Source organism: Marinobacter maroccanus, assembly GCF_002933275.1.
Lineage (GTDB): Bacteria > Pseudomonadota > Gammaproteobacteria > Pseudomonadales > Oleiphilaceae > Marinobacter > Marinobacter maroccanus.
In genome coordinates, this window is record NZ_PSSX01000001.1 from 433,531 (window position 1) to 446,359 (window position 12,829).

A 12,829-nucleotide genomic window follows, 5' to 3' on the forward strand; every position below is an offset into this window, starting at 1 on the left:
AGAGGGTAACGCATGGCGTTTGATGCTGATGAAGAGATTTTGCAGGACTTCCTGGTAGAAGCCGGCGAAATCCTCGAGAAGCTGTCAGAGCAGTTGGTAGATCTTGAGCAACATCCTGATGACAGTGATCTGCTCAACGCCATCTTTCGTGGCTTTCACACAGTAAAGGGTGGCGCGGGCTTCCTTCAGCTTGACGCGCTGGTGAATTGCTGCCATTCCGCCGAGAACGTGTTCGACATCCTGCGCAATCACAAGCGCAAGGTGGACTCTGAGCTGATGGACGTGGTCCTGGAAGCCCTGGACAACGTCAATGCCATGTTTGAGCAGGTCCGCAATCACGAGGAGCTGACACCGGCCCCGGACGAACTGATTGAACGCCTCGATGCACTGGCCCAGCCAGAAGGCGAGAGGGCATCCGCCGCTGCTTCTCAATCCGGGCACGAAGAGAGCGAACCGGCAGAAGACGGTGGCGACATCACCGACGACGAATTCGAACAGCTTCTGGATGCCTTGCAGGACGAAAAATCTGAGGACACCTCACCGGCGACAGACACCGGATCGCCGGGCGGCGACCAGGAAAGTTCTGGCGACGATGAAATTACCGACGACGAATTCGAGGCGCTGCTGGACCAGTTGCACGGAAAAGGGCAGTTTGCCGGTGCGCCTGCGGGCGAGGAAGAAGCTGCCAACAAAGATGAGAGGCCGGCTGCCAAGGCAGAGGGCGGTGGCAGCGACGACCTGATCACCGACGACGAATTTGAAAAACTGCTGGACGATCTTCACGGCAAAGGCGGAAGCCCGACAGCCGGGGGAGAGCCTTCAGCTTCGAAAGAGCCCTCAGCGCCGAAAGAGCCCTCAGCGCCGAAAGAGCCGGCCAAGCCGAAAGCAGAGGCGCCTAAGCCCGAGAAGTCGAAGCCAGCCGAAAAGCCGGAAGCCAAAGGCGCTGCGGCACCCGCTATGCCCGCCCGCGAGAACGCGCCTGCTGCGGAAACGACGGTACGTGTCGACACCAAGCGCCTTGATGACATCATGAATATGGTGGGCGAACTGGTGCTGGTGCGTAATCGCCTGCAGCGTCTGGGCAACGAAAGCGAAGACGAGCACATGCACAAGGCGGTGTCCAACCTGGATGTGGTCACCACCGATCTCCAGTCTGCCGTGATGCAGACCCGCATGCAGCCGATCAAGAAGGTGTTTGGCCGGTTCCCAAGGGTGGTGCGTGATCTGGCCCGGAACCTCAAGAAAGAGGTCAACCTGGTGATGCACGGTGAAGATACCGACCTGGACAAGAATCTGGTCGAAGCGCTGTCCGATCCGCTGGTTCACCTGGTCCGGAATTCGGTCGATCACGGCATCGAAGCCCCGGAGGTGCGCGAGAAAGCCGGTAAACCTCGCCAGGGTACCGTTACCCTGTCCGCCGAGCAGGAGGGGGATCATATCCTTCTGTTCATCGAGGATGATGGCGCCGGTATGGATCCGGAAGTGCTGCGCCGGAAGGCAGTTGAGAAGGGGATTTACGACCAGGATGCCGCTGATCGCCTGACCAATTCTGAGTGCTTCAACCTGATTTTTGCGGCCGGATTTTCCACCAAAGACCAGATTTCCGATGTCTCCGGCCGTGGTGTCGGCATGGATGTGGTTAAAACCAAGATTGGCCAGCTCAATGGCCAGTTAAGCATTGAATCGGAACTGGGCAAGGGTTCCCGGATTGTCATCAAGGTTCCGCTGACACTGGCCATCATGCCCACTCTGATGATCATGCTGGGGGATCAGTCGTTCGCGCTGCCGCTGGTCAATGTGGTCGAGATCTTCCACCTTGACCTTACCAAGACCAATATCGTCGACGGGCGTGAGTGCATTGTGGTTCGGGAAAAGGTATTCCCGCTGTTTCATATCAAGCGATGGCTGGTTCGTGGCGGTGCTTCCCAGGACGTGCCTGAAAACGCCCATGTGGTCATCGTGGCCATGGGGACCAAACAGGTTGGTTTTGTTGTCGACCAGCTGGTCGGACAGGAAGAGGTGGTGATCAAGCCCCTCGGGCGCGCCCTTCAGGGTACGCCGGGAATGGCCGGCGCCACCATTACCGGTGATGGCCGGATTGCGCTGATTATTGATGTGCCAAGTCTGTTGCAACATTACGGCTGAACCGGGCCTTCAGGTGACTGTGGCGGTAGAAGGCCGAAGAACTATGGATTGGGTAGGAGAAGTGGATGACAGTTTCTGTCCTGGTCGTTGACGATTCAGGGTTTTTTCGCAAACGGCTGACGGAAATCCTGACCAGCTCCGGCCAGATCAAGGTGGTTGGTGCAGCTACCAATGGTCGGGAAGGCGTGGAGCTGGCTGAGAAACTGCGTCCCGACGTGATCACCATGGACTACGAGATGCCGGTAATGGATGGGATCTCTGCCGTGCGCGAAATCATGCGCAAGCATCCGACACCGGTGCTCATGTTCTCTTCGCTTACCTATGAGGGCGCCCGGGTGACCCTCGACGCGCTTGAGGCAGGTGCCGTCGATTTCCTGCCCAAGAATTTCGAGGAAATCGCCCGGGATAACAGTCAGCTCCAGAAAATTCTCATCGACCGGATTCTCGACGTGGCCCGCAGCCGGCCGGGAAACCGGCCTGCGGCCCCGGCCCGCACTGAACCCTCGGCGCCCGCCCCCCGGGCACCAGGCACCTCGGCGCGTCCCCGCCCGGACAGCACGCTGCGCCAGCGCCCAGACACACCCAGCCCTGCAGCCCCGGCCGGCTCCCCGAGTGACGCCGAAGCACCGAGGCGTCATGCCCGCCGAGGCGCTGCCAAGCATTACGCGGTGGTTGGTATTGGTACTTCGACGGGCGGACCGGTTGCCCTGCAACGGGTATTGACTGCGTTACCCGCCGCTTTTCCGGCACCCATCGTACTGGTGCAGCATATGCCGGCCAGCTTTACGCCGGCCTTCGCCGAACGCCTCAACAAGCTCTGCCGGATTGAAGTGCGGCAGGCGCAGGATGGCGATGTGTTGCGGCCCGGGCTTGCTTTGCTGGCACCCGGCGGCAAACAGATGATGGTCGAGAATCGCGGTGGCCAGGCCAGGATCCGTATTCTGCCGGGCGACGAGCGGCTCAATTACAAGCCTTGTGTCGATGTAACTTTCGGTTCCCTGGCCAGGAGTTTTCCGGGCAAGACGCTGGGCGTCATTCTTACTGGCATGGGCTCGGATGGCAAAGAAGGTTGCCGGATGATGAAACAGAGTGGGTCCGACATCTGGTCCCAGGATGAGAAATCCTCGGTTATCTACGGTATGCCCATGGCGGTTGCGAAGGCAGGGCTGACAGATGATGTGCTGTCGCTGGACGAAATCGGGCCGCGCCTGGTCGAAGGTGTCTGCTGATGGATATCCTGAGTCTGCTCGGGGTCATACTGGCCTTTGCCGCCATACTCGGCGGTAATCTGCTCGAAGGCGGTGCGGTTAGTTCCCTGTTCAACGGGCCGGCAGCCATTATCGTCATTGGTGGTACCCTGGCGGCGACCATTCTGCAGACCTCCTGGCCCATGCTCAAACGGGCTTTTACCCAGGTGCGTTGGGTGTTCGTCCCGCCGTTCATCAACCTGGAAGACGGTATTGGTAAGGTCATTGACTGGAGTGTCAAAGCCCGGAAGCAGGGTCTGCTGGGCCTTGAAGGCCTTGCCGAAAGAGAGCCTGAACCCTTTGCCCGCAAGGGGTTGCAACTGCTGGTGGACGGGGCCGAAACCGAGACCATCCGAGGCATCATGGAGGTGGACCTGGAGTCCCGTGAGCAGCGTGATCTGGAGTCTGCCAAAGTGTTTGAGGCCATGGGCGGTTACTCGCCGACTATCGGCATCATCGGGGCTGTGATGGGTTTGATCCAGGTGATGACGAACCTGGAGGATCCTCAGTCCCTGGGCAGCGGGATTGCGACCGCCTTTGTGGCCACCATCTACGGTGTGGCCCTGGCCAACCTGCTGTTCTTCCCGGTCGCAAACAAGATGCGCGGTATCGTGCGGGAACGTACCCGATACGAGGACATGATGATCGATGGCATTATTGCCATTGCCGAGGGTGAAAATCCGAAATCCATCGAATTGCGGCTGCGGGGCTTCCTGCAGTAAGCATGCGCAGGCCAATGTATGCGGCGCCGTAGGCGACAGGACGATGATCTGCACAACAAAGAGCGGTGGCTGATTTCCTACGCGGATTTCATCACCCTGTTGTTCGCCTTTTTTGTGGTGATGTATTCGGTATCGTCCGTCAACGAAGGCAAGTACAAAGTCCTTTCGGAAACCCTGACCGGTGTGTTTAACGCGCCCCAGAGGTCCTTTCAGCCCATTGAGATTGGCGATCAGCCGCAAAGATCACTGAATGCGCCTGCAGAGAATGTCATTCCGCCGGCAGTGACCGAAGCCCCCCGTAATCCGGAGATGGACGCCCAGGCCCGAACGGAAGCGCTGCGGGCCATGGCCGACCAGCTGTCGATGGAATTCGATGAGCTGATCAGCCAGGGGGTGGTGTCACTGGAGACCAGCGACCAGTGGCTGGAGTTGAATCTGCCCAACAGTCTGTTGTTTGGCAGCGGCGACGCAGAGCCCCATTACGACGCGTTTGATGTTGTCGAGAAGATCGCCACCGTCCTGAATAACAGGGACAACGCGGTCAAAGTGGAAGGCTTCACCGATAACCAGCCGATCAGTACCTCCCGCTATCCCTCCAACTGGGAACTGTCTGCGGCCCGGGCGGCGTCGATGGTACGGATGTTGGTGATGGAGGGCATCGAGCCGGAGCGTCTGGCGGCCGTGGGCTATGGCCAGTATCAGCCGGTTGCCCGCAATGACACAGAAGAGGGGCGGCGCAGAAATCGCCGGGTGGTATTGCTGATTTCCCGTGACGCCAGTATCCGCGGCGCTATGCGCTGAACAGCTCGTCGGCAGATGCGTATAGAGCCATTGGCACGGTTCCTGTATTAATCCCTGTTAACAAAAAGGCGCCGGCAAGAGCTTGCCGGCATTCCCCAGTGCGATTTGTTCAAGTTGCCCGGGGAATGGCCGATAACCGGGACTGTGGCCACAGTGATTGCCGGCCACACCGATGTGTTCTCTGGAGAATCGAAGCGTGCGAATCTGGGCAGTAGCCAATCAAAAAGGTGGTGTCGGTAAAACCACGAGTGTTGTTGCGTTGGGCGGCTTGCTTGCCGAGCGTGGCAAGCGTGTTCTCGTTGTGGATCTCGACCCCCATGGCTCGCTTACCAGCTGGTTCGGATACGACCCGGACACCATTGCCCACAGCGTTTTCGATCTGTTCCAGCACCAGGGCAAGGTGCCCGAGGGACTTCCGGCCCAGCTGATTACCGAAACCAGTTGCAAGGGTCTGTCCCTGCTCCCGGCGAGTGCGGCCCTGGCCACCCTTGAGCGTAGGATGATCGGTGTTGAGGGCATGGGGCTTATCATATCCCGGGCCCTGACCCAGCTCTGGGACGACTTCGATTATGTCTTGCTGGACAATACCCCCTCGCTGGGGGTTCTGATGGTCAACGCGCTGGCGGCGGCCCAGCACCTGATTATTCCCGTGCAAACCGAATTTCTGGCCATCAAGGGCCTGGAACGCATGCTGCATACCCTGAAGATGATCATGCGTTCCCAGAAAAACGAGCTGTCCTACACCATTGTGCCAACCCTGTATGACCGGCGTACCCAGGCATCGGTGAAGAGCCTGAACCTCCTGCGAAAAACCTATCGTGAATCCCTGTGGCAGTTTGCCATTCCCGTGGACACCAAGTTCCGGGATGCCAGCCAGGGCGGTATTACTCCCTCTGCGCTGGATGCGGAAACCCACGGTGTCCGGGCCTACAGCCATTTGCTGGACGATCTCATGTCCCGGGTGGGCACGGTGAAGGAGCGTCAGCATGGCTGACGATAAATTGACAAGGCTGGCAGACCCGGAAACCGCCATAGCCAGTTACCTTGACGAACTGCTGCACACGGCCACTGATACTGCGCTACGGGAGGAAGCCGCCGCGCCTGAACCGGTGAAGCAGGCACCTCAGAAGCCTCAGGTAGCAACCCGACCCAGCCCGGCCCCGGTAACGACTGTCGAAAAACCGGCGGCAAGGCCCGAAACGCCCAGACCGGCCCCGGAGAAGCCCGCAGAACCAGCGCGGCCAGTGGTGCGTCAGGCGCCCGAAGCGCCTGTGCCCAAGCCAAAAGTGGAGGCTCGGCCTGAGCCACAGCCAGAGCCAGCTGCGCCACCCTCGCGTCCGGAATGGTCAGAGCAGCCTTTCGAGTGCCTGATATTCACGGTTGCGGGTCTTCAGCTGGCGGTACCACTGATTCTGCTCGGTGCCATCCATCGGATTGAGGAAGAGATTCGGCCCATTCCGGGCAGCCCGCGCTGGTACATGGGCATCCGCCCGGACCGGGACCATAACCTGAGGGTGGTGGATACGGCCGAATGGATCATGGCGGGGCGGGTGCCACAGGATGCACGTGACAACTACCGGTTCGTGATCCGGCTTGATAACAGCGACTGGGGGCTGGCCTGTGATGATGTGGCCCAGTCCTTTACGCTCAGGCCGGACGAGGTTCGATGGCGGACTGCCCGCAGCAAACGGCCCTGGCTGGCTGGGACGGTGATTGACCAGATGTGCGCGCTGATAGACGTGCGTACCATGGCTGACTTGCTGGTGCGGGCGGAAAGAGAGCACCATCTGGATCTGAGCTGACGTAAACAACGGTTACTGAATGAAACCGAGCCGTGCTGGCACGGTTTGTGCCCTTAACTATAGTATTGGGCACTGATGATATTTTTTTGACGATCAGGTTGCCCGCCGGGCAGCCCAATAGGAGAAACATCGCTATGGCATCCCCGAGCGGACAAACCAATCAGGCCCAGGACGATCAGGTACTGCAGTACGTTACCTTCCGGCTGGATGATGAGACCTACGGTCTGAATGTCATGCAGATCCAGGAAGTGCTGAGATACACGGAGATTGCTCCGGTTCCGGGCGCTCCGGATTATGTGCTCGGCATCATCAACCTTCGGGGTAACGTGGTTACGGTCATCGACACCCGCCGGCGTTTTGGCCTGGCGGATGCGGAAGTAACCGATGCCACCCGGATTGTGGTAATGGAATCCGCCAACCAGGTAATGGGCATTCTGGTGGACTCCGTGGCCGAGGTGGTGTACCTGAAAGCCAGCGAAATTGAGACCGCACCGAACGTGGGTAACGAGGAAAGTGCCAAGTTTATCCAGGGCGTGTGCAACAAGGATGGCGAACTGATCATTCTGGTCGAGTTCGACAAGATGCTGTCAGACCACGAGTGGGCTGAAATCGCGGCACTGTAATCCGGGATACCCCGTTACAGGCCTGAAGATGGATGCCTTCCGTGGCAATTAACGGGAGACATCCGTCATGTTTGCAGAAATTCCTTCGTATCTTCCCTGGGCGCTGACTGTGGCAGCCTTGTCCCTGGTTTTTGTTCAGGGCCTGGTGCTGGGGCGCCAGGTACGTAGCCTGAGAGTAACCCTGAAAGAACGCTGCGATACCCTTGGCCGGGAACTGCATGCCACAACCAGTGGCAGCATGGGGGTAGGGCAGCGGTTGGTCACCTGTGAACGCCAGTTGCACGAACTGCGGACCACGCTCGATGAGATGCGTCAGAACGATCCGCTGCGAATCTCTTATGATGAAGCCTCTCGACTGGTTGATCTCGGCGCCGATATCGACGATCTTATGAACACGTGCGGAATTTCCCGTCCCGAGGCCGAGCTGGTGTCAGCACTCAGAAAACGTCAGGCGGCCTGATACCACGCCGTTACGGACGCTGCTGAATGAAGAGAGTTTATCCGAGGGCCCTTGAGGCCCTCCGATCTGTATCCCGCCATGATTTTGTTTCCGGTTCTGATCTGGTTCCCTCGATAACCGGCCACTCCATTCCCCGCGAAGAAACCGTCAGTCATATCCTGTCCCTGCTTCCGGAGATCGAACCGGATCAGGTGGTCATGCACGTGGGCGGCGGTTCCGGATATCTGGCTGCCGTGCTTTCAGGCCTGGCCCATCGGGTGGTCTACGTTGAAAGAAATGCGATTGTTGCCGAAGCGGCCAGAGAGCGGTTTTTCCGACTCGGTATGCACAATGTCGATGTAGTGGTTGCCAATGCCGAAGACGCTCCGGCGCCTGACCCGCTATGCGATTTTGTCCTTTGCACATCGTTTGTTAAAGAGCCCCGCAGCCTGGTTCATCTATTCCGCGAAGGCGGTCACCTGGTTTGCCTTGAGGGGCGCGCGGGACCGGTGCCGAGCCTCGCCATGTTTGTGCGCCATAACGATGGACTGGATCGGGTGCGAACCCTCGGCTGGGTCGACTTCAACCGTAACGTGGAACAGATCCTGATCGACCAGGGCCTTGTGGATGAAAACATCCTCGTGGAGGCAAAGGCGGAGGCTGCAAAACAGAATTGTCGACTGCTTGATGTGCTTCGGCGCAAGCTGAATCTTGAAGAGATCGATCTCTATCGCTCTCTTGCGCGGCAGCGCGGTATGACCTTCACCGACGCGGACGAACTTCTTCCGGATCTTCACCCGGCGCTGTTCCGGCGATTCTCACGCACATTTCTGGACCTTTCACGACTGATTCCAATTGCCGAAGAGGATGGCCGGATCACCGTTGTGACCGATGATCCCGATGCCAGGACAGATCAGCTGGAGCGCCTGAGCCCGAATCAGGTGGTTGATTGCCTGCTGGTGACACCGACGGATTTTCGCCGCCTCTGGTCGGCGCTGGATCTGACCGCCAAGGGCCGGAGCTTTGCAGCGGATCACGGGTCCGGCCCGGAGCAGCAGGCCAGTTCGACCGGCACCACCGATCAATTGCTGGGCAACGATCCGAAAAACAAGCACGTCAGTCCCTACCTGGTGTCTGTCTACGAAGCCATCCTGCTGGATGCGGTGAGCGAGAAAGCCAGCGACATTCATATCGAACAGTACGGTGACCGGATTCGCATCCGCCTGCGGGTGGATGGCGATCTCCATGATCTGCCCCAGTACCAGTTGTCGCCCCGGGAGATCAAAGGGGTGATCAACGTGATCAAGCTGCGGGCGGAACTGAACATCGCCGAGCATCGGTTGCCCCAGGGCGGACGATCCCGGCTTCAGCTTGGCGACATGGCTTACGACCTGCGTATCCAGACCCAGCCCTCCCTGCATGGCGAGCATGCCATTGTCCGGCTGTTACCGCAGACCGGCCGCGCCATGACCATCGCCGAGCTTGGCATGTCACCGATGATCGGGGCCCGTTATCAGCGACTGCTGGATAACCCGGCCGGGCTGGTGCTGGTGGTGGGGCCGACCGGCTCCGGCAAGTCCACCACGCTGTATGCCGGCCTGCAGACCCTGGCTGATGATGGTCGCCGAAAAGTGATTACGGTGGAAGATCCCATCGAGTACTCCATCGATAACATCCAGCAGACCAGGGTTCGGTCGGAGATTGGCTTTGGTTTCGCCGACGCCATGAGAGCGTTTGTCCGGGAAGATCCGGATGTGATTCTTGTGGGCGAGATTCGGGACCAGGAGACCGCGCTGGAGGCGATCAGGGCCTCCCAGACCGGGCACGTGGTTCTGTCTACGCTGCACTGCAACGACGCGGTCGATTCACTACAACGTCTCTACGATCTGGGTATCCACCCGAATTCCATCGCCGGTGAGCTGCTGGCCGTCATAGCCCAGCGTCTGGCCAAGCGCATCTGTAAGCATTGTAGTCAGCCCGCGGAGCCGGATCCGGTGATTCTGTCTGAGGTGTTTCCCGATGGGCCGCCCGCGGATTTCCGCTGTTTTGAAGGCGCCGGCTGCGATAAATGCAACGGTCGTGGTACCCAGGGTCGAGTGGCAATTGTCGAGTACATGGAAGTTGATTCGGACATCCGGAACGCCATTTCCAGCCAACCGCCGATCGGGGAGTTGCGCTGGCGTGCTCTCGATGCCGGCCTGGTGACCATGCGGGACAGCGCCCTGGATCATGTGATTGAAGGCATTATTCCGCTTTCCGAGCTGCCGCGAATTCTCCCGAGGGAACGCATGGCCCCGGAAGTTCGTGGCGGCCGCAGGAGTCAGGAATGAGCAACAAGCAATCTGTTAACAAGGCGGCCCAGCGGGAGCCGGTGGAGGTGGTCTACTCTGTTGAGCTGGACAAGCTCAGGAGTATGGATCATGGCCCGGTGCCTCCCGGCTGGTTAATGTCACCCCGGGCGGTGGAAAAGTTCGTGCTGGGGGATGAGAAGCTCGGCATTGAACGGAAATTCGTTGCCGACCGGGCCATGGTAGTCCGGATTATCATTTCTCTGTGCACCAGCCGTGGCTGCCTGCTGGTCGGTGAGCCAGGTACGGCCAAATCCTGGTTGTCGGAATTGCTGGCGGCCGCCACTTCGGGCAGCTCCACGTTAACCTTGCAGGGTGGCGCGGTGAGCAGCGTCGGGCAATTGCTGTATAGCTGGAACGAAGCGGTTCTGCATACCGAGGGACCCTGTCTGAAGGCGTTGGTACCCAGCCCCTTGTTGAGAGGGATGATGGAGGGCCGGATGGTTCGGTTTGAAGAGATTGCCCGTTGCCCCCAGGCGCTGCAGGATGCGCTGCTCTCCGTGCTGTCCGACAGGGTGGTGGTGATTCCCGAGCTGGCGGGTGACGATGGTGTGGTGCTCGCGCGTGAAGGCTTTAACGTCATCGCCACGTCCAACAGCATCGATGAGGGCGTTCATCGGATGAGCGCCGCCCTGAAGCGGCGGATGGACTTTGAGGAAATTCGCCCGATCCGCAATCTGGCTGACGAGATGGCTGTGGTTCTCCGGGAGGTTCGCCGGGCCAACAGTCGGGCCGGAATTGAGGTGGCGCTTGAAGAATCGGTCATCGAGATCCTGGTGACCATGTTCCACGAGCTGCGCAATGGCCAGACCCTCGATGGTCGCAGTACCGACCGCCTCGCCGGCTCGGCGCTGTCCACGGCGGAAGCTGTGTCGGTCGCGCATGCGGCCAGCCTCAACGCCTGGTATTACGGCGGGGGAAGCATCACGGTGGAGCAGTTGATGCACCACATCATCGGCTCGGCCCTGAAGGATCAGCCCGAGGACCGGCGCCGGTTGCGCCATTACTTTGAAACCACCGTAGCGCCAAGGCGTGGTGACAACTGGCAGCAGGCCTGGGCGCTGCGCTCACTGATTCACTGAGTCATCCGGTGGCGTGCCCGGTTTGCGGTCTTCGGGAGTCAGCCCCCGAATGTGGAAGGCAAACGCCAGGATTTCCGCAATCACCCGGTACAGCGACTCGGGAATTTCCTCGTTCAGTGACAGGCGCGCCAGAATGCTGGCCAGCTCCGCATTTTCATAGAGGGGAACATTGTTTTCCCGGGCGATGCGGATGATCTCCTCGGCCAGCTCGTGGGTGCCGGTGGCGCTGATGGTGGGCGCTTTCTCGCCATCGTACTTGAGCGCAACGGCGGCTCTGCTTTGCTGTTCGGTCTCTGATGTCATGCCCGGGTATCCACCAGTCTGTGTTCGAGTCGGGTAACGCTGCTCTGAGGCGTGCCGCGGCGGCAGTCCAGGTCAGTCACTTCCAGGCCCAGGTCGGTCAGGCTCTGTCGCAATGCGGGAAGCTCCTGGTTCACCTGGCGCAGGGTTGTCTGTTTCTCTGCCCAGACCCGGGCGCTCACTGCCTGTTGGCGAAGGGCGACATCGAAATGCAGGGGCCCAGCCTCATCCAGATCCATGGACAGTGAAAGCCGCCACTCGGCTGTGGCGGTTTTCGCGGATCTGGTTTCCGATTCCCTGTCTTGGGGATATTGTTCGATCCGGACCTGCGCCAGCCTCGGCTCGTTCTGCGGTGTCAGCCATGGCAGATCGAGCACAAGGGTCGACGTGGGTGCCGGCCCTGCTGCATCACCCCCGCCACGGGCAGTGAGCACCTGGCTGTGCAATTGGTTGACGGTGATCCGGTTGAGCATTCCGGCCAGCAGTCGGAGCATCTGCCCCACGCTGGGCGCCTCGCCACTGCCGGGGGGCTGGGGAGTGGCCAGTGGTTGCGGAAACTGAAGTGGCGCCTGCATGAGCTCTGGCGTCGAGATAGGTGTCAGCCGGTTGAAGTGTTCCGGTGTGCTGCCTTGTTGGGCAAGCAATGCGGTAATCACCCTGGCAAGCGCCAGCTTGAGATCGGGTAACTGGGCAGAGGGTGTCTGAGCCAGGCGTGACTCGGCGAACAGGCCACTTTCCGAAAGCCATTGGCGGACCTGTTGCGATGTTGTGTCCTGGCTGCCAGCACCGGGCGTCAGGCTGTTCCCAGAAGGCAGCCTCGCCACCATTTGTTCAATAGCCTGCCTGGCGGCTTCCGGAAGCGGTTGGGGGGCTCGCGATGAGGGCAGTTGGCCCGGCAGAGGGTCTTGCCGGAGGCCCTGTGTCAGCGTGCCCATCAGTCTGGCCAGGCCAGCGTCGAGGGTTTGCTGCCAGGGCAGTCGCTGGGCGAGGGCCCGGGCGATACCGGCTTCGGGCGCGGGAGCGAGTTTGCCCATCAGCTGCAGCTCATTGCCAGCCCGCATCACTTTTACCCAGTCACCGGTCGCCAGTTCGGTCTTGCCGACGGCGGACTGGACGAGAAGAGACTTGCCCCTGATATCCAGTAACAGATCCGCACTGCTGCTGCCCTGACGGTTGATTATCTCTGCCACCCGCGCCAGGGTGGTTTCCCGGTTTGTCAGCTGTAGCTGGTCGAGCAGCTGCCGTGCTGATGCAGCCACGGGCTCGCGGGCCGCTTCGGTTGTGACTGCAGGCCGGGAAGTCTGCGTTGCAGGCTGGGCT

Annotated in this window: 12 protein-coding genes; 10 read left to right on the forward strand and 2 right to left on the reverse strand. The window is 60.0% G+C overall.

The features are described 5' to 3' along the window. Positions 1-12: 12 nt before the first annotated feature. From KEHDKFFH_RS02005 to KEHDKFFH_RS02050, 10 genes are all read left to right on the forward strand, one after another. Entirely contained in the window at positions 13-2,145 is a 2,133-nt protein-coding gene (locus tag KEHDKFFH_RS02005; RefSeq protein ID WP_104320360.1) for a chemotaxis protein CheA, read from the forward strand. Positions 2,146-2,210: 65 nt separating this feature from the next. Continuing rightward, positions 2,211-3,374, forward strand: coding sequence for a protein-glutamate methylesterase/protein-glutamine glutaminase (locus tag KEHDKFFH_RS02010; protein WP_104320361.1), 1,164 nt, complete (start codon positions 2,211-2,213; stop codon positions 3,372-3,374). Next, positions 3,374-4,114, forward strand: coding sequence for a flagellar motor protein (locus KEHDKFFH_RS02015; protein WP_064228816.1), 741 nt, complete (start codon positions 3,374-3,376; stop codon positions 4,112-4,114). Before KEHDKFFH_RS02010 ends, KEHDKFFH_RS02015 begins: the two co-directional genes overlap by 1 nt. 18 nt (positions 4,115-4,132) lie before the next feature. Further along, entirely contained in the window at positions 4,133-4,915 is a 783-nt protein-coding gene (motD, locus tag KEHDKFFH_RS02020; protein WP_104320362.1) for a flagellar motor protein MotD, read from the forward strand. 196 nt (positions 4,916-5,111) lie between these two features. Next, the gene (locus KEHDKFFH_RS02025) at positions 5,112-5,909 is read left to right on the forward strand and encodes a ParA family protein (protein WP_192875728.1); all 798 of its coding nucleotides are present in this window, start codon (positions 5,112-5,114) and stop codon (positions 5,907-5,909) included. After that, a complete protein-coding gene (locus tag KEHDKFFH_RS02030) occupies positions 5,902-6,717 on the forward strand; it encodes a chemotaxis protein CheW (protein ID WP_104320364.1) in 816 nt (271 codons plus the stop codon). Before KEHDKFFH_RS02025 ends, KEHDKFFH_RS02030 begins: the two co-directional genes overlap by 8 nt. 134 nt (positions 6,718-6,851) lie before the next feature. After that, positions 6,852-7,340: a chemotaxis protein CheW gene (locus KEHDKFFH_RS02035; protein ID WP_008173094.1), complete on the forward strand. Its 489-nt coding sequence runs from the start codon at positions 6,852-6,854 to the stop codon at positions 7,338-7,340. 67 nt (positions 7,341-7,407) lie between these two features. Further along, complete coding sequence (locus KEHDKFFH_RS02040) at positions 7,408-7,800, forward strand: DUF2802 domain-containing protein (RefSeq protein WP_104320365.1); 393 nt, start codon at positions 7,408-7,410, stop codon at positions 7,798-7,800. Positions 7,801-7,826: 26 nt separating this feature from the next. Continuing rightward, positions 7,827-10,109, forward strand: coding sequence for an ATPase, T2SS/T4P/T4SS family (locus KEHDKFFH_RS02045; RefSeq protein WP_104320366.1), 2,283 nt, complete (start codon positions 7,827-7,829; stop codon positions 10,107-10,109). Beyond that, complete coding sequence (locus KEHDKFFH_RS02050) at positions 10,106-11,209, forward strand: ATP-binding protein (protein WP_104320367.1); 1,104 nt, start codon at positions 10,106-10,108, stop codon at positions 11,207-11,209. The genes KEHDKFFH_RS02045 and KEHDKFFH_RS02050 overlap by 4 nt, the downstream gene beginning before the upstream one ends. On the opposite strand, the gene KEHDKFFH_RS02055 is transcribed toward KEHDKFFH_RS02050, so the two are convergent. Further along, a complete protein-coding gene (locus KEHDKFFH_RS02055; protein ID WP_104320368.1) occupies positions 11,195-11,512 on the reverse strand; it encodes an EscU/YscU/HrcU family type III secretion system export apparatus switch protein in 318 nt (105 codons plus the stop codon). The genes KEHDKFFH_RS02050 and KEHDKFFH_RS02055 overlap by 15 nt on opposite strands. Beyond that, a complete protein-coding gene (gene fliK, locus KEHDKFFH_RS02060; protein ID WP_241956406.1) occupies positions 11,509-12,768 on the reverse strand; it encodes a flagellar hook-length control protein FliK in 1,260 nt (419 codons plus the stop codon). The genes KEHDKFFH_RS02055 and fliK overlap by 4 nt, the downstream gene beginning before the upstream one ends. Positions 12,769-12,829: the final 61 nt, after the last annotated feature.